This is a genomic window from Salinicola halimionae, assembly GCF_003206065.1.
GTDB classification, from domain to species: Bacteria; Pseudomonadota; Gammaproteobacteria; order Pseudomonadales; family Halomonadaceae; genus Salinicola; species Salinicola halimionae.
The window spans coordinates 640,543-662,392 of sequence record NZ_PZJQ01000002.1; the positions used below are offsets into that span (position 1 = coordinate 640,543).

Here is a 21,850-nt window from a genome sequence, read left to right on the forward strand (position 1 = left end):
ATGGGCTACGCTGAACGATAGCGAGTTCATGCCCGTTCAGGAGAGCCCCGTCATGTCAGACGCCCCCACCAAGAGAGTCGACCCCGCCAAGACCGCCCTGGTGCTGATCGAATTCCAGAATGATTTCACCACGCCCGGTGGTGCCCTTCACGATGCCGTGAAAGGCGTCATGGGGCGTGATGACATGCTGTCCAAGACCCAGACCCTCGTTGCCAGGGCGCGAGCTGCCGGTGTCAGTATTCTTCATGCGCCCATCCACTTCGCCCCGGGCTATTACGAAATTGCCGCCCAACCCTACGGCATTCTGGCCGGTGTGGTGGCCGGTAACGCCTTCGTGCAAGGGCAATGGGGCGCCGAGATCTGCGAGGTATTGACACCGCAACCCGGCGACATCGTCATCGAGGGTAAACGAGGTCTGGATACGTTTGCCTCGACCAATCTCGATTTCATTCTGCGCAGCAAGGGAATCGAAACCATCGCGCTGGCGGGTTTTCTGACCAACTGCTGCGTGGAATCGACCATGCGCTCGGGCTACGAGAAAGGCTTCGAGGTGCTGACGCTGACCGACGCCGTCGCCGCTACCAGCGAGGCCGAGCACGATGCCGCCATCGCCTACGACTACCCGATGTTCTCCAAACCGATGACCAGCGCCGAGTTCGCCGGGTTACTCCCGAGCGCCACATAAACGCGAAACGTTCCCGGTCTGGGAGAGAAATGCCATCGCCAGGGTCTAAGGCCAAGGTCTATCGAGAGAGCCGATGGCAATGCGTCGTGGTCATCATCGGCCAGCGAGACCGCCGGTGCGCTGGAGTGCCGGCCAAAACCGCATGCCGCGGGACTCGACGAAGGAGCGACGAGCGATGATGTCACGAGCAAGATCCGTTTCGGTGTTATTGGGTGCCCTGATGACGACAGTGGCAACGGCAGCGATTGCCTTGCCCAGCAGTTTTCCCACCGGCACGACCGTCTACGATCCCGAGCGGGCCTATAATGGTCTCGTGCTGTTTCCTGGCGGCGATCTCAAGACCCACCTGATCGACATGAATGGCAACGAGGTCCACCGCTGGGACTTCGAGGGCTTCCCTCCGATTCCGCTCTCGGCCGATCAGGCCAACGGCGAAAAAGGGCATCTGCTGGTACAGTTGGCGCGCGCCGAAAAGCTCCCTGAACATGCCAGCCCCGGCAATGGCTTGACCAATGCCTCGGTCGCGGAAGTGGATTGGGACGGTGAGGTGAAATGGCAGTGGGGCGGTCAGCAGAATCCGGTCTATCAGCATCACGATATGCGCCGCCTGCCCAACGGCAATAATCTGGTAATGACCGCCGATATGCGGGAGCTCAACGGTTTCGACTACGAGATCATCGACAACGCGGTGGAAGAGGTCGATGCCGATGGCAAGGTCGTCTGGTCCTGGACGGCTGGTGATCATCTCGACGAGATGGGATTCTCCGACGAACGGCTGCGTTCGCTCAAGGATTCCGAGGATCCGGATTTCCTGCATTTGAATACCGCGCTGCCCGTGGGTCCCAATCACTGGTATGACGGCGGCGACGAGCGCTTCGCGCCGGACAACATCCTGATCAACTCGCGCAATGCCAACGTCACTTTCATCGTCGATCGACAGAGCGGCGAGATCGTCTGGCGCATGGGTCCGGATTTCCCCGCGCTGCAACTGACCGGCAAGCTCGGACGCCCGGTCGACCAGACCGTGGGCTCGCACGATGCGCACATCATTCCGGAAGGGCTGCCGGGTGCCGGTAATCTGCTGATCTTCGACAACCAGGGTAACGCCGGCTTTCCGCCCTCCCGGCAGGGCTTCTTCTCGTCCTCGCGCGTGATCGAGGTCGACCCGACCAGCGACGAGATCGTGTGGCAGTACTCCGGCGACATGTCCGGGCGCTCGCCTTACACGTTCTACAGTTCGTTCATCTCGAGCGCGCGTCGGCTACCCAACGGCAATACGCTGATCGACGAAGGTCAGAACGGGCGACTGTTTCAGATCACCCAAAAGGGCGAGATCGTGTGGGAGTACGTCAGCCCGTTCTTCGGCAAATCGATGCCTGAGGACGACTACGTCACCAATCAGGTCTATCGCGCGCAGTTGGTGGATTACGACTGGGCACCGGACGGCACGTCCCACGAGGAAACCGCGGTGAAGCCGGACTGCGGTCTCTATCCGGCGGCGCCCGGCTGCCATCCGGGCCAGCCCGACGCGCCTTCCGGCACCTGAGCTTCTCGGTCGGCGTGACGGCAACGTGCCGCACGCTGGCCGGGTGCAGATGACGTAAGGTCTGCGTAGACTCCAGAACACACTTCCCCGTACGAGTGACCATGTCCAGCCACCTCGCAGATTCCTCGCGCGCCGCGAATTCCCTTCCGGGTGACGCATCGCTCGATACCCTGATCGTCGGCGCCGGCGCGACCGGGCTGGCGGCGACCTGGACGCTGGCCAAGCGCGGCCAGAGCGTCACCCTGCTCGAGAGCAACGACCAGGTCGGTGGCAATCTGCATACCGAGCGGGACGGCGAGTGGCAGATCGAGCACGGCCCCAACACCGTGATCATGAAGCCGCCGCTCTATGCGTTGCTCGAGGAGCTCGACCTGCTTGGCGAAGCGCAGCCCGCCAATGCGGAAAGCACCAAGCGTTTCGTGGTGCTGAACGGCCAGCCCGTGGCGCTGCCGATGAAGCCGCTGGACGCGCTGACCAGCCCGATCATCGGTTGGCGCGGTTGGACACGGCTCGCTCGCGAGCCGTTCATTGCCCGCTCGACGGCATCGGAAGAGACACTGGCGGCGTTCGTCGAGCGCCGCCTGGGGCCAAAGATTCTCGGACGCATGGTCGATCCGTTCGTCTCCGGCGTCTATGCCGGAGACCCCGCGCGGCTCTCGGTTCAGGCCGCGATGCCACGGCTGGCTGCGATGGAACAGCAGCACCGCTCGCTGATCATTGGCGGTCTCAAACGGCTTCGTCAGGCGCGCCGCGATCCTTCCCCGATACCTGTCGAATGGCGGGGAAAACTGGTCAGCTTTCCGCAGGGGCTGCAGCGTCTGGCGGACCGGCTGGCAGAATGTATTGCTGCCCAGCCGACCGCGGCGCTCCAGACTGGCTGTGAAATCAGTGGCATTCGTCGCGAAGGCGAACAGTGGGTCGTCGAGGATCGCCAAGGCCAGCAATGGCGGGCCCGATCGCTGGTGTTGGCGGTGCCGGCACCGGTGGCGGCGATACTGCTGCGCCCGCTGGACGAGCGGCTGGCGAAACCGCTGTCGGCGATCGCCTATCCGCCGGTCAATGCCATCGCGCTTGGCTTCCGCGAGCAGGACATTGCGCATCCGCTGGATGGTTTCGGCGTGCTGATTCCGCGCGCCGAGAAACGCCGTACGCTGGGCGCGCTGTTCTCTTCGACGTTATTCGAAGGCCGGGCGCCGGCCGGGCACAAGCTGCTCAACGTGTTCATCGGCGGTCGTCAGAGCCCGGAAGCGGCAGCCGGAGACGACGCGACGCAAGTATCGCGAGTCCTTGGCGATCTGCGCGATCTGCTGGGCATCCGAGGAGAGCCGGTGTGGCAAAAAGTGACGCGCTGGCCGCAGGCCATACCTCAGTACGAACTCGGCCATCTGGCGCGAATGGAGATGCTGGATGACGCGCTTCGGGATTATCCCGGGCTGCACCTCGCCGGTAACTGGCGTGGCGGTATCGCGGTGGGCGACTGCCTCGAGAACGGCCGCTTGCTGGCGGAAAAACTGCTGGCCGCGGAGCCGACCTGACGACAGGAGGGCGTCGTCAGGTCAGTATCTACTGATTCAATGATTTTCAGTCCACCCACTCACTTGTCCACCAGTTCTGCCACCGACGACAGGATTTCCCGGGGACGGAACGGATAGCGTTCGATCTCGGCATTGTCGGCGATGCCGCTCAGTACGAGCACCGTGTGCATGCCGGCTTCGATACCGGCGACGATATCGGTATCCATGCGATCGCCGATCATTCCCGCGCCGTCCGAGTGGACACCGAGCTTGTTCAGCGCCGAACGGAACATCATCGGGTTGGGCTTGCCGACGATATACGGCTTGCGGCCGGTGGCCTCGGTGATAAGAGCCGCGATGGCGCCGGTGGCCGGCAGCACGCCTTCCTGGCTGGGCCCGGTGGCATCCGGGTTGGTGCAGATGAAGCGCGCGCCCTGAAGAATCAGGCGAATCGCCTTGGTGATCGCCTCGAACGAGTAGGAGCGGGTTTCACCGAGCACGACATAGTCCGGCTTGGTATCGGTCATGATGAAGCCGGCTTCATGAATCGCCGTGGTCAATCCCGCCTCGCCGACCACGAATGCCGACCCACCCGGCGCCTGGTCGCGCAAGAACGCCGCCGTGGCCAGCGCCGAGGTCCAGATCTTGTCTTCAGGGACTTCCAGGCCACTTTGTCTCAAGCGTGCACTCAGATCCCGCGGGGTGTAGATCGAGTTGTTGGTCAGCACCAGAAACGGGATCTCGCGTTCCCGCCACTGGTTGATCAACTCCGATGCGCCCGGGATGGCCTTGTTTTCATGGACCAGGACGCCATCCATATCGGTCAACCAGGATTTGATGTTCCGTCGACTCGCGGTGTTATCTTTTTTGCTGGTCTCTTTATTAGACATGAGGCCCCTTGGCGCGCGTGGAGAGAGGATCGATACCGGATCACTTGTTCTGCCAGTTTAGCAACTTGTCGGCAACAAGTGATGTCTGCGTCTGTTCGGTCAATACCCGCGCTCGGCATCGGCCAGATCCGGTACGCTACCTTCGCGCTCGAAACGTTCCAGGTTGGCGGCCACGATCCGGCTACCGGTGGGGGCGTCGATCAACGAGGCGATGTGCGGCGTCACCGTGATGTGGGGATGCGTCCAGAACGGATGCTCGCTCGGCAGCGGTTCGACATGGAACACGTCCAGCGTGGCGTGGCTCAACTGGCCGCTATCCAGTGCGGCGAGCAAGTCGTCCTCGACCAGGTGTTGGCCGCGACCGGCATTGATCACGCTTGCACCGCGAGGCAGTCTGGTGAAGAGCCTGCCATCGAGAATCCCCGTCGTCGCGTCGGTCAATGGCAGCAGGCAGACCAGAATCTCGCAGCGACCGACGAACGCCGAGAATCCGGCTTCGCCCGTGAAGGTCGTTATCCCCTCGATATCGCGTTTGGTGCGTGACCAGCCCAGCGTCTCGAAACCCAGCGCGGAAAGCGTGGAAGCCGCCGCGCTTCCCAGATTGCCGAGTCCCATGACACCCACGGTGCGATTCGTCGCTGGCGGCACTACCAGCTGTTTCCAGCGCCGCTCGCGCTGATTGGCACTGATCGTCGGCATGTCGCGGTGGTGACGCAGCACGTGTAGCGCCACGTACTCGCGCATGCGCTGGGTCAGATCCGTACCCACGGTACGAATGATGGGAATCTGGCGGGGCAGCTTCGTATCGGCCAGCACATGATCGATGCCCGCGCCCAGCGAGACGATCGCCTTGAGATTGGGAAAGGGTAGAAACGCGCCGGTCTTCGGCTTCCACACGACGGCATAGGTGACCGCCTCGACATCGCCCGGATCGTGGAACGAGCGGATCGTCCACGCCGGCAGCAGGCCCTGAAGCTGTTCGATCCACCAGTTTGTTTTATCCACACCCGGTATTGATACAACGATAGACATCTTCGGAATCCTGGTAGTGAATCAGGGTCGTACGACCGACTCGTCATCGCCGAGCGGTTCAATATGAAATGGCGCCGGCGTAGCACCGCCGCCGATCGGCTGAGTCGGATCATTGATGCCGACGCATTCGCCCGTTGCCGGATTCCGCGATACCGCCGACACGCAGGCGTAGAGCTTGGGGAACACCAGCGGCTGGGCGATCTCCAGCTTGAAGCGTTCGCCCAGTTTCGCCAGTGTCGCGTGATCGAAGCGTGGATCGACACGCACCGAGCCGCGGTAGCTGGCATCCAGGCGAGGGCGATGCACGGCTTCTTCCACGTTCATGTTGAAGTCCATCATCAATGCCGCGACCTGGGTCACTGCCGGCATGATCAGGTTGCCGCCGGAGGCGCCCACCGAGAAGCGAGCCTCGCCATCCCTCACCGCCACCGTCGGACACATGTTCGAGGAATTGATGCGCTTGCCGCCCGCCATGGTGGTGGGATAGCCAGGGCGCGGATCGAAGTAGCTGACGCTGTCGTTCATCAGCATGCCGGTCGAAGGCAGCGTGACGCCCGAGCCGAAGCGATTGAGCAGGGTGTGGGTGAGCGCGACCATGTTGCCCTCGGCGTCCACCGACGACATCGACGAGGTGCAGGCGCCATTCTCGATATCGATGACGCCATCCATAGCGGACAGCACGCCGTTACGAATCTTGTGCTGCTTCCAGCAGTACTCCAGCGCCTCGGTGTAGGCGAGCCAGGTCTCCGGCGTCGGTTTCTCCGAGGTTGTCGGCATGGCCGCGAGCGCGTACGCCAGCATCTCGCGCTGGCGCAGGCCACCTGAGACTTCACCCGGCGTGTAAAGCGTGTAGCCGCGGTGCTCGGCGGCCATGGGCTCATACTCGAGCACTTCGTAGTTGGCGAGATCAGCGTGGCAGATTCGTGAACCGCCCGCTTGCAGGTCGGTGACGATCTTCTCCGCCAGCGCACCGCGATAGAAAGTCTCGCTGCCACCCTCGGCGATCTCGCGCAGGGTCTCGGCCAGATGGGGGATTTTCAGGCGGCTTTCCGGCGTCGCCGGGTGGCCGCCGGGGAGATAGATATCGCGTGAGGTTGGGTCGCGGGCTAGCGTCCGCGCACAGACACCGATCTGCAGGCTGGTGAACCAGTCGACGTTCAGCCCGCGCTCGGCCAAACGAATGGCCGGTGCCATCACCTCGCTGCGGGGCCGGGAGCCCAATCGGCTCAGGGCGTGTTCGAGCCCGGCCACGGTACCGGGCACGGTGATCGAGCGATAGCCTTCGATGTTGGCGTTGTCGACCACGCCGGGAAAACCCATCGGCGTTGCCGGCAGGTTCGGGTCGACGGGATAGTCGTCGAGTCGGGTGTCGCCGGCCAGGGTTCCCTGGAAATCGAGCGCCACCGCGCGCTGCTCCTTCGCCAGCCAGATCACCATGAAGCCGGCACCGCCAAGGCCGCTCATCCACGGCTCGACCGCATTGAGCGCGTAGGCCGTGGCGACGATGGCATCGATGGCATTACCACCGGCGTTGAGCTGCGCGGCGCCGGCCTGCGCCGCCACGCGATGCTGGGACGTCACCGCGCCATGCCGGGAGCGCGCGGCCGGTGTGGTCAGCGTCCAGTTGTCGATATCGCGATGGAATCGTGTCATGTGCTGGGCGTCTCGTTGTCGTTATTCGCTGTCGCCTCGATCAAATCGCCGACCAGGGCCTCGACGTCGTCCAGGTAGTCGCTGCCGCTGGAAGGTGGCGTCGGGTCGGAAGTCATCGCGACGGTCATGGCTCGCGAGGGGATCACGTAGAGCAGTTGGCCGCCGTAGCCCCAGCCGTAAAAGACCGATTCGCCGGCGATACGGGTGATGAACCAACCGTAACCGTAATCGTCACCGTTGAAGAACGAGCGGGTGCGCGGCTGCCACGAGCGCTCGATCCAGCCAACGGAGAGCACGCGCTGGCCGTCGAGCTGACCGTTCTGACGAAACATCTCGCCGAAGCGCAGCAGCGCCTGCGGCGTCAGCCCCATCTCGTTGCCGCCGAAGTAGATGCCTTGCGGGTCTCGCGTCCAGGGTGGAATGGCAAAACCCAGTGGCTCGCCCAGCCAGTCGCGGGCGAGCGCCAGAGTCGTGCCACCGGTGGCTTCGGTGAGTGCGGCAGAGAGCAGATGGCTGTTGCCGGTGGAGTAGAGCATTCGACCGCCGGGTTCGTCGACGAAGGGACGTTCGAGCGCATCGTGGACCCAGTTCGGGCTTGCGACCCAGGCACCGTAGTTGCTGCCGGAAGTGCGCTCCAATCCGGCCTGCATCGAGAGCAGGTTGCCCACGGTGATCTTGTTCACGCGAGGATCGATATCGGCGGGAACACGGTCACCCAGCAGCTCGACAATCGGTTGATCGACGCTCTCGATCACGCCGCGATCGATCGCGGCGCCCACCAACGCCGAGATCAGTGTCTTTGAGAGTGACTTGATATTGGCAGTCTCGTCGGTCGCGTGGCCGCGAAAGCTCTCGTCGATCACGGTCTCGCCATCAATGGCGACCAGCAGGGTGTGGCTGCGCGGCAGGACGCTGGCGCGCTCGATGACGCTCTCCCGACGGTCGGCGGCCAGGGCCGCGGTCGCCTGCTCGAGCGGCAGCAGCGTCAGCAGGCCAACGAGGCAGAGACGCCAGGCAGGCATGGAGTGAGAGCTTGTGAGAGAGGTCGGCATGTTTCCGAGTGTGGCGCATGCCACCGCGATCTTCCACGTGGGTCTATTGGCTCGGCCCAGGGGACTTTTCAGACCGTGCGGGTCCGGGCGCCAGCGCGCCAGCCATGCAGATAGAAACCGAGATAGCGCAGGGCGACGTAGCCGACGATGCCCGTGGCAACGATCACTTCCAGTATCGCCAGACCGTGAATGATGGCGACATCGTGCGCGTTGAAGCCATGGTCCTGCATCCATCCGGCTGTCTTCGCCAGTGCCGAGGCGCCAATCACCATGGGGAAGGTGAAGGCGGCGTAGCCTGGGCTGTAGGGCAGTCGCAGAAGTTTGAAAAACGCCAGATAGATCACGGCGGTCATCAGGATGGCGATGCCCGCGAGTAGTGCGACCATCAGCGGGTTCGGTTCGGTGACCACGGTGAGATAACCCGCCAGCGACAGACTCGCGGGTGCCGCCATGATGGCGATGGTGGGCTTGGCGGGATCGGGAATCTCGTCGGCGAAAATCAGCCGATAGATCATCACTGGCAGCAGAACCGCATAGAGCGCCATGCCGAAATAGAGCAGGCCTGTGGCCAGCGGGTGCAGCGCTGCGACACCCGGAAATGCCACGTCGGCGACGATGATACCCACCGGTGGTACGAACCAGGCAGGCACCATATGGTGAAGTTCGAAGGTCTTTGCACGATGAGCGACAAAGGCGGCGAGAAAGCTCAGGTGGAGCGCTACCGCGGCGAGCCAGAGCACGACGCCAGCCGCCGGCATGATCCAGTCTCCTACGGTTTTCGATACCACCATCAACGCCATGGCGAAGGTGGGTACCACGCTACCGACGACGGGATGCGCCAGATCCGCTCGCAGCAGACGGGGATGAAGCACGAACTTGGTGCCGAGAATCAGCAGCAGGATCGCAGCGATGGCTGCGCCCGCCAACTGTGCCCCGCCGCCGAGCGGGGCGAAGCCTTCCCAACTCCAGCCGAGGCTGGAGATGCCCAGCGCCAGACCGGCCATTGGGGTCGGGGCAGTCTGAAGTCGCTGGGACATCGTGATCATGTGTTTCTCCTCGGAAGCGATGGAGACACCTTATGGCAATTCGAGCTATCGTTATATTTTAACTTTTTTCACAATTCGTTTTGTTATATTTAACAAATTGGTGGCTTTGCATGAACACGCGACGAAATCGAGGAGCTTTGGATGGCTATCACGTTCCGGCAGTTGCAGGTTTTCGTTGCCGTCGCGCGGGAACGCACGCTAACCACGGCGGCGGCGACGTTGTTTCTGACCAAGCCGGCGGTCAGCATTGCGCTGGCGGAGCTCGAAAAGCAGTGCGGGCGAACGCTTTTCGACCGTCATCGCAACCGGCTCTATCTCAATGATCAGGGCCGACGCCTGCTGCCGATGGCGGATGAACTATTGGCACGCGGCGATGCCATCGAGCAGCTGTTCGACAACGATGCCCTCGGCGGGCATCTGCATATCGGCGCCAGCTACACGATCGGTCATCAGTTATTGCCGATGTTGTTGCGGGATTTTCGTCTTGAGACCGGTCACCGGGATCAGCAGGTGACCATCGCCAACAGCGCGGCGATCTGCGCGGCGCTGGAAGCGTTCGAACTGGATATCGGCATGATCGAGGGGCGCGTTGCCGGTGAGCGCTTCCATGTCATGCCTTGGCGGCGTGACCGTATGCTGATTGCGGCAGCCCCCGATCATCCCCTTGCGCAGCGGGGCAAGGTCGAGGTCGAGGCGATGGCGGATTACGCCTGGCTGTTACGAGAGCCGGGATCGGGCACGCGGGAGCAGTTCATGCGTTTCATTGCGCCACAGTTGCCGCAATGGGAGCTCAGTCTGGAGATAAACTCGGCGGAGGCGATTATCAACGCCGCATCAGCCGGGCTGGGATTGACGTGCCTGTCCACGTTGGAAGCGCGTCACCCACTGAACGATGGTCGCCTGGTCGAAATCGAGCTGGCGCTGGAAATGACGCGGGAATTCAGTCTGGTGCTGCACCGAGATAAATATCGCAGTCCGCTGATCGAGCGATTTATCGGATTCTGCAGAGATCGGGGTGACAGTGTCGAAACATGAATTCTGATGTCAGCCAGCCACCGGGCATCCCTGCCCCCGAGAAGCACTCTCGGGGGCGAGTATTGGTGCAACGGATCACTCGTTGTTGATATCAGCCGCCAAGGAATGACGACATCGCCTTGTCCGTGATCATGCCGCAGGCCTTCTCACCTGCCTTGTCCTTAAGGTTGGTCAGGCTGAAAGTCTGACCGTTTCCGCCATCGAGCAACCCGCTCAGTCCCTGCTGGTAGCTGTCGTTCTCCTCGGCCTGACTCTGGCCGCCAATCTTCTCGAGCAGGCCGTTCTTGACCTTGTCGGTGGCGCTTTCGGTATAGCCCTGGTCCTGGCAATAGCCGAGGACGCCGGCGACGTTCTGCATGCTGCCGAGGTTCATGGAGCCGGAGCCCAGTGCGCTCAGCAGAGAGGCGCCGCTGGCAGTGCCCGTACTCTGGGAGGACTGGCCGGACATCATCTCGCCAGCGCTTTTCTTGACGCTATCGAAACTGTAGGCCGAGGCCATCGGCGAGGCCGCGACGGAGGCGGTCAGCAGAGCAGCGGAAAGGAAACGAAGATTCATCAAATATGACTCCTGAATAAAAAATACCCCCATGCAAGAGAGGGCTCGATGAAGCGAATCGCGACTGGAGACGAAATGTTGACGATAGGGCGATGAGACGCCGCGCTAGCGCTGTCCTACGCTAGGTTAACCACAGCCGACGGTTCAAGATCGGGTAATGACGACCTTCCGGTGATCTCATTGCTCGATGAAGAAACGCCGAGCCGGCGTCATGGTCTGGGCTTTGAGTATCGGAAGGGACCCGATGTTCCCTCGAAAAAGGAGATGTCATGATTATTACCGTGGGTGAATTCAGGAAAGTGCTCGAAGAGTACGACGATGATCTGGAATTGAGTTTCAGCGGTCTGGAGTATCATCGTGTTCGGGCCAAGGGCGAGATGCATCTGGAAGTCGAGTTCGAAGAGAAAATCTTCAGGGATAAGGTGGGCCACATCAAGGTTCATGACGAGAAGCCCTGAACTCGACGATTAGTCTATAGGCTTGGCCGACATCGTTGCTTTTCGGAGCTGGCGTCGTCTGGAGACGGCTCGAGTGATGGCGGAACCGTCGGAGTGCCTCGCTGAGGCTACGCCGTGGCGCCCTTTTCCGTTACCGTTACGCCTCACCGATGCTAGGGAGCGGCACTCATGGATGATTCAACCCTTGTGACACAGGTCGACGTTGCCGTTGTCGGCGGCGGGCCGATCGGCCTGTGTTTCGCCAATGCGCTGTCGCGCCAGGGCGTGAGTTCCATGCTGATTGATCGCCAGCCGCGATCAGCGATGGTGGAACCCGGCAGTGACGGGCGAGAAATCGCGCTGACCCGGGCCTCCCGACAGATCCTCGACAAGCTCGATGTCTGGCCTAGAGTCGAGCCGGCCGAACGCGCCCGGATGCGTGGCGCCAAGGTTTTCGATGGCCAGTCGCTATTTGCGATGCAGATCGCGCCGGATGCTGCCAAAGACGAGCCACTGGGTTGCCTGGTGCCCAATCAGGCGATCCGACGATCTGCTTACGCGGCATTGCAGGCGGCGACTCCCGGACAGGGCGAGACCCTGTGGCGTGACGAGCACGAAATCGCGCGCTTCCAGGCAGGCGATGAAGCCGTCGATATCGTTCTCGATAGTGGCGAGCGCATTCATGCCTCTTTGCTGGTAGCAGCGGATAGCCGTTTTTCCACCACGCGCCGTGCCATGGGGATTCCCGTTCACACCTATCAGCACGGCCAGCACATGCTGGTCTGTCGGATGCATCATGATGAACCTCATGATCAGACGGCGTGGGAGTGGTTCGGCCATGGCCAGACACTGGCGCTGCTGCCGGTCGACACCCATTGTTCCTCGGTCGTATTGACGCTGTCCCCGGCGGAAATGGAGAAGCAACTCGCGCTGAGCGTCGAGGCGTTCAATAGGGATATCACCCAACGTTTCGGCGGCCGGCTAGGTTCGATGCGTCGGGTCGCCGAGCCGCACCGTTATCCGCTGGTCAGCGTCTATGCCGAGCGTTTCGTCGGGCCCCGTCAGGCACTGATCGGCGATGCCGCCGTGGGCATGCACCCGGTGACCGCACATGGCTTCAACCTCGGCCTGCAGGGCCTGTCGCGGCTGGCGGATCTGATTGGCGCCGCGCGTGCGCAGGGTCAGGACATTGCATCGCCATCGCTGCTCAGGCGCTATCAGCGCGAGCAGCGCCTGGCGACCGCGCCGCTGTTCGCCGCGACCCTGGCTATCGTCGGTTTATATACCGATGATCGAGTTCCGGCCAAACTGCTGCGCAAGGCGGTGCTGCGAGCCGGTGCGGCGGCCTGGCCGGTGAAGCGCCTGATAGCCGGTCATTTGATGCGGTCGTCGGATTAGCGGTATTCGATACTGGATAGCGCACGGTATTCGACACGAGACTGCGGAACGGAACCCGACGGGCGATATCTGTCTTCGCCTTTCTCCGTCTTTCTCTCAAGAGGAGTTCGTATGGATCTTGCAATGGTGGGACTCGGGCGCATGGGCGCCAACATGGCCGAGCGGCTGGTGCGCGACGGGCACCGCGTGGTGGGTTGCGACCCCAGCGAGGAGGCGACCGCCAGCGCGGCGGAAAAGGGCATCGAGCCGTCGACATCGCTGGCCGCAGCGGTCGGGGCTCTGCCGTCGCCCAGAATCGTCTGGCTGATGGTTCCCGCCGGCCCGCTGGTGGACAAGCTCATCGCCGAGCTCGAACCGATGTTGTCTAAGGACGACATCGTGATCGACGGTGGCAACTCGATGTACAAGGACACCGTGCGCCGGGCCGAGACGCTGCGCGAGCATCATCTTCATTACGTCGATGTCGGCACCAGTGGTGGCGTCTGGGGGCTTCAGGAAGGCTACAGCATGATGGTGGGGGGCGAGACGTCCATCGTCGAGTCACTCAAGCCGCTGTTCGAGACCCTGGCGCCGGCTGCCGACAAGGGCTGGGGGCATGTCGGCCCCAGCGGTTCCGGTCACTTTACCAAGATGGTCCACAATGGCATCGAGTACGGCATGATGCAGGCCTATGCCGAAGGTTTCGCGATCATGGAGCGCAAGGATTTCGATCTCGATCTGCATCAGGTCGCCGAGATATGGCGCCATGGCAGCGTGGTGCGCTCCTGGCTGCTCGACCTGACCGCCGACGCGCTGGGAAAGGATCCGTCGCTCGAGGGCATCGCACCGTACGTGGCGGACTCGGGTGAAGGTCGTTGGACCGTGGCCGAAGCCATCGAACTCGACGTCAGCGCACCGGTGATCACGCTGTCGCTGCTCGAGCGTCTGCGTTCCCGCGAACAGGACTCCTACGGCGACAAACTGCTATCCGCCATGCGTAACGAGTTTGGTGGTCACGCGATCAAGAAGGACTAGTCTGGCGCTGCTTCATGACCGGATCGAGCTTCGTCGGCTGTCTGCTCGATCTTTTCCTGCTACCAGATGTAGTGTCTCGACGCGCCGAATGGCACAAGCCATCGGCGCGTTTTGCGTTCCGAGACGAGACTTTTTGACCCTTGACATGGCGTGAGGCGAGCTACCATGCGGGCTCCGCGGGAGCTTTAAATTGTCCACAGGAAAGTCACAGAAAAAGACCACATCTATGCTTGGAAAATGGGTGGGCTACCATATATAGTGTTTTCCAGAAGCAGCGGACGCGGTAAGCAAACCGGGATTTCCACGCTGCCAAGCCTGCACCATCGGTCGTCGGTGGGCGTCTTTACCTGTCAAGGATGGTTATCATGAGCATCACGATCTATAGCAAACCTGCCTGCGTCCAGTGCAACGCCACTTATCGTGCCCTGGACAAGCAGGGAATCGACTATACCGTGGTCGACCTGACGCAAGACGCCGATGCGATGCAGCGTGTCCAGAATCTGGGTTATCGCCAGGTCCCCGTGGTGGTGGCGGGTGAAGATCACTGGGCCGGTTTCCGTCCGGACAAGATCAGCACGCTGGTTGCCTGATCCGGCCCTTTCGAATTTGTCAGGCTAGTGCGGAACTGGATTCCGCGCTGCCGAAAGCCGCGCAGGGCGCAGGAGAGCCGTCATGGCTGGGCTGGTCTATTTCTCGACCAAATCAGGCAATACACGGCGCTTCGTCGAGAAGCTAGGTCTACCGGCAAACCGGATTCCGCTTAACCGAAGCGACCCACCCCTGCAGGTTGAAGAACCCTATATTCTCGTTGTACCGACCTACGGCGATGGCGACCCGCGCTCTGCGGTACCCGCGCCAGTCATTCGCTTTCTGAATGACGAACACAACCGGTCCCTGATTCGCGGCGTGATCGCCGGCGGCAATACCAACTTCGGCGAGTCCTTCGGTCTGGCTGGGCGAGTCGTTGCGCAAAAGTGTCAGGTACCGCTTCTCTATCGTTTTGAACTGATGGGCACTGTCGAAGATGTTCATCGAGTCGTCGCAGGAGTGACCGAATTTTGGAAACGCTCAGCCTAGATACCGGTACGGCCGCACGCCCCGCCGCCGGCGCCGAACACAATGCCAAGGCGCTCGACTACCACGCGCTCAACGCCATGTTGAATCTGTACGATGCCGACGGCCATCTGCAGCTCGACAAGGACCGTGAAGCGGCGCGTCAGTATTTCCTGCAGCACGTGAACCAGAATACGGTGTTCTTTCACTCGCTGAAGGAAAAGCTCGACTACCTGGTGGAAGAAAGCTACTACGAGCAGAGCGTGCTCGATCAATACGATTTCAGCTTCGTCACCGCGTTGTTCGATCAGGCCTATGCGGCGAAGTTTCGCTTCCAGAGCTTTCTGGGCGCGTTCAAGTACTACACCAGCTACACGCTCAAGACCTTCGACGGCAAACGCTATCTCGAACGTTTCGAAGACCGTGTCTGCATGGTCGCGTTGAGCCTGGCTCGAGGCGACGAAACGCTGGCCAAGCAGTTGGTCGAAGAGATCATTCATGGCCGCTTCCAGCCGGCGACGCCGACCTTCCTCAACTGCGGCAAGCGTCAGCGCGGTGAACTGGTGTCGTGCTTCCTGCTACGCATCGAAGACAACATGGAGTCCATCGGGCGCTCGATCAACTCAGCGTTGCAGCTCTCCAAACGCGGCGGCGGCGTGGCGTTTTCGCTCTCCAACGTGCGCGAATCCGGTGCCCCCATCAAGCGTATCGAGAATCAGTCCTCCGGCATCATTCCGATCATGAAGATGCTCGAAGACGCCTTCTCCTACGCCAACCAGCTGGGCGCGCGTCAGGGCGCGGGTGCGGTCTATCTCAACGCGCACCACCCGGACATCCTGCGATTCCTCGACACCAAGCGCGAGAACGCCGACGAGAAGATTCGCATCAAGACGCTGTCGCTGGGCATCGTGATGCCGGACATCACCTTCGAGTTGGCCAAGCGCAACGAGGACATGTATCTGTTCTCGCCCTACGACGTCGAGCACATCTATGGCGTACCCTTTGGTGACATCAGCGTCACCGAGAAGTACGAAGAGATGGTCGCCGACGGGCGTATCCGCAAGAAGAAGATCAACGCCCGCGAGCTGTTCCAGACCATCGCCGAGCTGCAGTTCGAATCCGGCTATCCGTATCTGATGTTCGAAGACACGGTCAATCGCGCCAACCCGATCCACGGCCGGATCAACATGTCGAACCTGTGCTCGGAGATTCTGCAGGTCAACACGCCGACCGAATACGACGACGATCTCGGCTATCGTCAGATCGGCGAGGATATCTCCTGCAACCTGGGCTCGCTCAACATCGCCAAGACCATGGATTCGCCGAACTTCGGTACCACGGTGGAAGCGGCCATTCGCGGTCTGACCGCGGTCTCCGAGATGAGCAACATTACCTCGGTGCCGTCGATCGCCGAAGGCAACGCCAAATCGCACGCCATCGGCCTGGGGCAGATGAACCTGCACGGTTATCTGGCGCGTGAGCACATCCTCTACGGTTCGGAAGAAGGGTTGGATTTCACCAACATCTACTTCTATACCATCGCGTTTCACGCCATTCGCGCTTCCAACCGCATCGCTATCGAGCGCGACAAGCGCTTTGCCGGCTTCGAAAAATCGACCTATGCCAGCGGTGAGTACTTCGACAAGTACACCGAGCAGGCGTGGGAGCCGAAGACCGAGAAAGTGCGCGGGCTGTTCGAGAAGAGTGGTATCGAGATTCCGGCCCAGGACGACTGGCGGGAGCTGAAGGCATCGGTCATGGCCCATGGGCTGTTCAACCGTAACCTGCAGGCGATCCCGCCGACCGGTTCGATCTCGTATATCAACAACTCCACCTCGAGCATCCACCCGGTGACGTCCAAGGTCGAAATCCGCAAGGAAGGCAAGCTGGGTCGCGTCTACTACCCGGCGCCGTATCTGACCGACGACAACCAGGAGTTCTACCAGGACGCCTACGAGCTCGGTCCGGAGAAGATCATCGATACTTACGCCGAGGCGACGCAGCACGTCGACCAGGGCCTGTCGCTGACGCTGTTCTTTCGCGATACGGCGACCACCCGCGACGTCAACAAGGCGCAGATCTACGCCTGGCGCAAAGGTATCAAGACGATCTATTACATTCGTCTGCGTCAGGCCGCGCTGGAAGGCACCGAGGTGGAAGGCTGCGTTTCCTGCACGCTGTAACGGTGCCAAATGGCTGCGCTCGGCCATGCTGTGTTGAAAGCCGGCTCGAAATGCTCATTTACACCCGTAAACTCCGCGTTCTCGCCGACTTTCGCCTTGCCTGACCATCGCTCGCCAATTTGGCGAGTGATGATGTCATAGTCGATTGCCGCGTAGTTTTGATTCAATCGAGCGACGCGCCGAGTAAAGGCTCGGCGCCAACCGAACGAGAGCACTCCCATGGATATGCCCGCTACCTCTGCCGCCCGTCATCTGAATCGGGTCGACGCGATCAACTGGAACCGTCTCCAGGACGACAAGGATCTGGACGTCTGGAACCGCCTGACCGGCAACTTCTGGCTGCCGGAGAAGATTCCGCTCTCCAACGACATTCCCGCCTGGAATACGCTGACGGAGAAGGAGCAGCAACTGACGATCCGCGTTTTTACCGGTCTCACGTTGCTCGACACCATTCAGGGAACGGTGGGCGCGCCGGCACTGATCGAGGATGCGGTAACCGCCCATGAAGAGGCGGTTATCACCAACATCAGCTTCATGGAGTCGGTCCACGCGCGCTCCTACAGCTCGATCTTCTCGACGCTGTGTACCACGCGCGATGTCGACGACGCCTATCGCTGGAGCGAAGAAAACCCGTTCCTGCAGAAGAAGGCCGAGCTGATTCTTGAACGCTATCGTGCCGAAGACCCGCTGATGCGTAAAGTCGCCAGCACCTTCCTGGAGTCGTTCCTGTTCTACTCTGGCTTCTATCTGCCGATGTACTGGTCGAGCCGCGCCAAGCTGACCAATACCGCTGATTTGATTCGTCTGATCATTCGCGACGAAGCGATCCACGGTTACTACATCGGCTACAAGTTCCAGCGTCAGCTGGCCAAGCTGCCGGCGGAACGTCAGGAAGAGGTCAAGATCTACGCTTACGAGCTGCTGCACGAACTCTACGACAACGAAGTCAAGTACACCGAGTCGCTCTACGACGACGTTGGCTTCACCGAAGACGTCAAGAAGTTCCTCCACTACAACGCCAACAAGGCGTTGATGAATCTGGGCTTCGAAGCGCTGTTCCCGGCCAGTGTCACCGATGTCAGTCCGGCTATCCTCGCCGCGCTGTCGCCGGGCTCCGACGAGAATCATGACTTCTTCTCCGGCTCCGGCTCCTCCTACGTCATCGGCAAGACTGTCAGTACGGAAGACGACGACTGGGCATTCTGAGGGAAGCACTGAATAAATGACTGCGCGGATAAATCACTGCGTTGTGCGGTGCCGGGGCGCCGGTCCGATCGGAATCCTCACCTATACCCCATAGGCTCCGGTTCCTGTGCTCCGTACGCCTTGTGCTTTAAACCGCTCGCCGATATTTTCAGCGCTCCCCCAAGCTCCGGGATTCGTCTTGATCGTGCTGGATAAACCGCCTCCGGGCGGTTTTTTCATGTCGGTACGAATGAGTAAGACAATGTCAGGCTTCGCCGATTTGGTGATTCGACCTTCCACGTTCACTGCACACTGCCTGCACGAAACGGCGAGATAGTACTCCTGCACCGTGTCTCGGTGCGCAACCGGAGTCGAAGTCATGAAATTTCATCAAAAGTCACTCATCGTGCTAGCCATTGCCGCTTCTACCTTGTCACCGCTGGCCTTGGCTGCATCCGCCGAACAACCCAAGCCGCCGGCTGCCCACGAAGCACGGATGACGCACGCCAACCCACTCAAGGATGCCGTGGTCGCCAGTTGGAATCTCGACAAAGACGAGCTGGCCAGTCTGGCCCAGGCCGACAGCGATTTCCGCGCAGGTCTCAAACAACTGCACGTTGATTCGAAGGACAGCGACAACAAGGCCGAACCCGAACAGCGTCGCGCGGCGATCCAATCACTGCTCGAGCAGCAGCGTCAGCAGTTGGCCGGCGTGCTGACCGATGAACAGCTGCACGCCTACCAGATGCTGGAGCGCCCGCGGCCTTCGATGATGCGTCATCATGGTGGTCCACGCATGGATCCCGAACAGATGGCTGCACAGCTCGAGCAGCGCTATGCGCCGCTATTCGCGACCTGGGATCTGAATCAGGACCAGAGCGCCAAGGTGCTGAATGCCGAGCGCACCTTTTTCGACGGCCTGCATCAGTTGAAGCGTCCCGATGCCAAGATGGCTGACGAGGCGCAGGACCCGCGCGGCGCGCAGTTCAAGCAACTGCTCGAACAGCGCCATAGCGCACTCGCCTCGGTGCTAAACGATGACCAGGTCACCGCGTTCGAGGCGCTGACCCAGCCACCGCGCGGCCCGCATGGTGGGCCTGAGCATGGACCGCGCACCGGCGACGACGAGCCCGCCGCCGGTTGAATGATCGCCAACCCGCAACACGAGTTATTGTTGAAGCCCTTCTTCGGAAGGGCTTTTTCGTCGGCCGATCACTACCGTTGCCTGACGTCTTCGCTTGCAGTTGTTAGTCTTTAGGCGAATGCGCATTACCACCCACCTTCTGCGACCGGAAACCCTCTCATGGAAGATCAATGGCTCGTCTGGGCCAAGCGGCTCTCGGCCCTTGCCGATACCGGACTGCACTACTGCCACGACAAGTTCGATCGCGAGCGCTACGAAGAGGTCGCCGAGATCGCGACGTCGATGATGGCGGCGCTGGGCGATATCCCCATTGGTCGTGTGAATCTGGCTCTGGGGGAAGGCGAGGGGCATGTCACGCCCAAGATCGATGTACGCGCCGCGATCATCGACGATGGCAAGATCCTGTTGGTCAAGGAGAAGATGGACGGACGCTGGACGATGCCCGGCGGTTACGCCGAAATTGGCCTGTCGGCCGCCGAGAATACGGTAAAGGAGGTGTGGGAAGAAGCCGGCGTCACGGTCGAGGCCAAACGACTCTACGCCATTCGTCACAAGGCCAAGCACGCCTACCCGCCGGATGTGCTCGATTTCTACAAGCTGTTCTTCCTCTGCGAGCGGCTCGACAGTGCGCCGCTCGACCCTGGTCATGAAGTGCATGACGCCGCCTATTTTTCGCCCGCCGAGCTGCCGCCGCTCTCGGAGCCTCGTGTCATCGCGCGGGACATCGTCGAGGCTTTCGCCTACTTGGCCGACCCGCATCGGCCGGCGATAATCGACTGAAGCTGGATCGACCGAAGTTGGGATACCTGAATCCAGGCCGATTGCGTCGATTTTCTGCCGCATGAATCCAATAATGAATGAGTTCACGCTAGGAGAACCGCGGATGCGGCTGACAGTCTGGCTCAGCATGGCGTTGGCAATATGCGGCGTGGCAGGGTGTTCGTCGCTACCTCCCCTGGAAGGACGCACCGCTTCCCGCGCCCTGTCGGCAGAGACGACCGCGGATACCACGCTGGGCCGCGCGGTCAAGGCTCGCGCGTCGCGCGGCGCGATTGGGCAGAGCGGCGTCCACCCGATGCTTGATCCGCGCGAGGCATTTGCGGCACGTATGCTCCTGGCCCGGGCCGCGGAGCGTACGCTGGATGTGCAGTACTACATCTGGCATGACGATCTGACCGGCACGTTGCTACTCGACGCGCTGCGCGATGCCGCCGATCGTGGTGTGAGAGTGCGGCTGTTATTGGACGACAACGGCACGACAGGAATGGATTCGACGCTGGCGGTACTCGATGACAACCCCAATATCGAAGTGCGGCTGTTCAATCCGTTTCTGCATCGCCGCTTCAAGTGGCTGGGCTACGTGACGGATTTCTCACGTTCCAACCGACGGATGCACAATAAATCCTTCACTGCCGACAACCAGGCCGCGATCGTCGGCGGGCGCAACGTCGGTGATGAATATTTCGGCGCCGACGACGGGGTGCTGTTCGCGGATCTTGACGTGCTGGCCGTCGGGCCCGTAGTCCAGGATCTCTCCCGCGATTTCGATCGCTATTGGACCAGCGACTCCGCGTATCCGGTCGCTGATGTCCTTGAGGGTGTCGGCGCCAGCGATCAGCGCTCATTGGCGCAACAGGCCAGAGAAATCGAGAACGGACCCGAAGCACGGGCCTATCGACAGGCTCTCGAAGACTCTCGACTGATCCAGCGACTGGAGACCGGCGATCTGTTGCTGCAATGGGCCGATGTCGAGATGTTCAGCGACGATCCCGCCAAGGGGTTGGGGCAGGCGTCGTCCAGCAGCCTGGTGCTGAGCCATATCCTCGATCTTGCCGACGACAGTAATCGGTCATTCCTGTTGGTATCCCCCTATTTCGTGCCTACCGATGCCGGAACAGAAATATTCCGGCAGTTGGCCGCACGAGGTGTCCAGGTTCAGGTGCTGACGAACTCGATGGCCGCCACCGATGTGCTGGCAGTGCACGCCGGCTATGCTAGCCAGCGCCGGGCGTTGCTCGAATCCGGTGTCACGCTCTACGAGCTCAAGCGCCAGCGCTCGGATGCTGGGCACCAGGCGGGGCCCTTGGGGAGTTCCGGCGCCAGCCTGCATGCCAAGACGTTCTCGCTCGATGGTCATCAGGTTTTCGTGGGGTCATTCAACTTCGACCCCCGCTCTGCCAATCTCAATACCGAGCTGGGATTCGTCATCGATAGCCCGGCGCTTGCCGGCGACATGGCTGCAATGTTCGAGGAGCGTATTCCTCAGGAAGCATATCGGGTGCGTCTGAATGGCGAAGGAAAGATGGAGTGGATATCGCTGGATGGCGACAAGACCGACATATATACCCATGAGCCCAATACGCAGTGGTGGCAGCGAGGCATGGTCTGGTTCATTTCGAAACTGCCGGTCGAGTGGCTGCTGTAGCT

The 21,850-nt window shown here is 61.2% G+C and carries 20 protein-coding genes; 14 read left to right on the forward strand and 6 right to left on the reverse strand.

Annotation, left to right across the window (positions count from 1 at the left end; all coding sequences use genetic code 11):
• Positions 1–52: 52 nt before the first annotated feature.
• The 3 genes from DOM27_RS03505 (at position 53) to hemG (ending at position 3,766) form a co-directional block, all read left to right on the forward strand.
• Positions 53–685, forward strand: coding sequence for a cysteine hydrolase family protein (locus tag DOM27_RS03505; RefSeq protein ID WP_110654642.1), 633 nt, complete (start codon positions 53–55; stop codon positions 683–685).
• A gap of 220 nt (positions 686–905) precedes the next feature.
• Complete coding sequence (locus DOM27_RS03510; RefSeq protein WP_223162263.1) at positions 906–2,231, forward strand: aryl-sulfate sulfotransferase; 1,326 nt, start codon at positions 906–908, stop codon at positions 2,229–2,231.
• A 101-nt stretch (positions 2,232–2,332) separates the two neighbouring features.
• Complete coding sequence (gene hemG, locus DOM27_RS03515) at positions 2,333–3,766, forward strand: protoporphyrinogen oxidase (RefSeq protein WP_110654644.1); 1,434 nt, start codon at positions 2,333–2,335, stop codon at positions 3,764–3,766.
• A 59-nt stretch (positions 3,767–3,825) separates the two neighbouring features.
• Here the strand turns inward: hemG and DOM27_RS03520 are convergent, their stop codons facing one another.
• The 5 genes from DOM27_RS03520 to DOM27_RS03540 form a co-directional block, all read right to left on the reverse strand.
• Positions 3,826–4,635, reverse strand: a complete 810-nt coding sequence (locus DOM27_RS03520) for an HAD-IIA family hydrolase (RefSeq protein ID WP_110654645.1) — start codon at positions 4,633–4,635, stop codon at positions 3,826–3,828.
• 99 nt (positions 4,636–4,734) lie between these two features.
• The gene (locus DOM27_RS03525) at positions 4,735–5,667 is read right to left on the reverse strand and encodes a 2-hydroxyacid dehydrogenase (RefSeq protein ID WP_110654646.1); all 933 of its coding nucleotides are present in this window, start codon (positions 5,665–5,667) and stop codon (positions 4,735–4,737) included.
• A gap of 21 nt (positions 5,668–5,688) precedes the next feature.
• A complete protein-coding gene (locus DOM27_RS03530) occupies positions 5,689–7,320 on the reverse strand; it encodes a gamma-glutamyltransferase family protein (RefSeq protein ID WP_110654647.1) in 1,632 nt (543 codons plus the stop codon).
• Positions 7,317–8,342 carry a serine hydrolase domain-containing protein gene (locus DOM27_RS03535; RefSeq protein WP_110654648.1) on the reverse strand — a complete coding sequence of 342 codons (1,026 nt, stop codon included), beginning with the start codon at positions 8,340–8,342 and terminating at the stop codon, positions 7,317–7,319. Before DOM27_RS03535 ends, DOM27_RS03530 begins: the two co-directional genes overlap by 4 nt.
• Positions 8,343–8,440: 98 nt before the next feature.
• On the reverse strand, positions 8,441–9,418 hold the full coding sequence (locus DOM27_RS03540; protein ID WP_110654649.1) for a TDT family transporter: 978 nt from the start codon (positions 9,416–9,418) through the stop codon (positions 8,441–8,443).
• Between the two features lie 141 nt (positions 9,419–9,559).
• Here DOM27_RS03540 and DOM27_RS03545 point away from each other — a divergent pair, with 141 nt between their 5' ends.
• The gene (locus DOM27_RS03545) at positions 9,560–10,453 is read left to right on the forward strand and encodes a LysR family transcriptional regulator (RefSeq protein ID WP_110654650.1); all 894 of its coding nucleotides are present in this window, start codon (positions 9,560–9,562) and stop codon (positions 10,451–10,453) included.
• Positions 10,454–10,544: 91 nt separating this feature from the next.
• Here DOM27_RS03545 and DOM27_RS03550 read toward each other — a convergent pair whose 3' ends face one another.
• Positions 10,545–11,009: a DUF2501 domain-containing protein gene (locus tag DOM27_RS03550; RefSeq protein ID WP_157956704.1), complete on the reverse strand. Its 465-nt coding sequence runs from the start codon at positions 11,007–11,009 to the stop codon at positions 10,545–10,547.
• A gap of 269 nt (positions 11,010–11,278) precedes the next feature.
• On the opposite strand from DOM27_RS03550, the gene DOM27_RS03555 reads away from it, so the two are divergent.
• The 10 genes from DOM27_RS03555 (at position 11,279) to DOM27_RS03605 (ending at position 21,848) form a co-directional block, all read left to right on the forward strand.
• Entirely contained in the window at positions 11,279–11,467 is a 189-nt protein-coding gene (locus DOM27_RS03555; protein WP_110654652.1) for a hypothetical protein, read from the forward strand.
• Between the two features lie 168 nt (positions 11,468–11,635).
• A complete protein-coding gene (ubiM, locus tag DOM27_RS03560; RefSeq protein WP_223162264.1) occupies positions 11,636–12,844 on the forward strand; it encodes a 5-demethoxyubiquinol-8 5-hydroxylase UbiM in 1,209 nt (402 codons plus the stop codon).
• Between the two features lie 111 nt (positions 12,845–12,955).
• Entirely contained in the window at positions 12,956–13,858 is a 903-nt protein-coding gene (gnd, locus tag DOM27_RS03565) for a phosphogluconate dehydrogenase (NAD(+)-dependent, decarboxylating) (RefSeq protein WP_110654653.1), read from the forward strand.
• A gap of 365 nt (positions 13,859–14,223) precedes the next feature.
• Entirely contained in the window at positions 14,224–14,448 is a 225-nt protein-coding gene (gene nrdH, locus DOM27_RS03570; protein WP_071230919.1) for a glutaredoxin-like protein NrdH, read from the forward strand.
• An 82-nt stretch (positions 14,449–14,530) separates the two neighbouring features.
• Positions 14,531–14,935 carry a class Ib ribonucleoside-diphosphate reductase assembly flavoprotein NrdI gene (nrdI, locus tag DOM27_RS03575; protein ID WP_110654654.1) on the forward strand — a complete coding sequence of 135 codons (405 nt, stop codon included), beginning with the start codon at positions 14,531–14,533 and terminating at the stop codon, positions 14,933–14,935.
• Entirely contained in the window at positions 14,917–17,094 is a 2,178-nt protein-coding gene (gene nrdE, locus DOM27_RS03580) for a class 1b ribonucleoside-diphosphate reductase subunit alpha (protein ID WP_245392570.1), read from the forward strand. Before nrdI ends, nrdE begins: the two co-directional genes overlap by 19 nt.
• A gap of 225 nt (positions 17,095–17,319) precedes the next feature.
• On the forward strand, positions 17,320–18,300 hold the full coding sequence (gene nrdF / locus DOM27_RS03590; RefSeq protein ID WP_110654928.1) for a class 1b ribonucleoside-diphosphate reductase subunit beta: 981 nt from the start codon (positions 17,320–17,322) through the stop codon (positions 18,298–18,300).
• A gap of 358 nt (positions 18,301–18,658) precedes the next feature.
• Positions 18,659–19,423, forward strand: a complete 765-nt coding sequence (locus DOM27_RS03595; RefSeq protein ID WP_110654657.1) for a hypothetical protein — start codon at positions 18,659–18,661, stop codon at positions 19,421–19,423.
• A gap of 159 nt (positions 19,424–19,582) precedes the next feature.
• Positions 19,583–20,203 carry an NUDIX hydrolase gene (locus DOM27_RS03600; protein WP_110654658.1) on the forward strand — a complete coding sequence of 207 codons (621 nt, stop codon included), beginning with the start codon at positions 19,583–19,585 and terminating at the stop codon, positions 20,201–20,203.
• A 103-nt stretch (positions 20,204–20,306) separates the two neighbouring features.
• Positions 20,307–21,848 (forward strand): phospholipase D family protein, encoded by a 1,542-nt coding sequence (locus DOM27_RS03605; RefSeq protein WP_245392571.1) that lies wholly within the window; start codon positions 20,307–20,309, stop codon positions 21,846–21,848.
• Positions 21,849–21,850 lie beyond the last annotated feature (2 nt).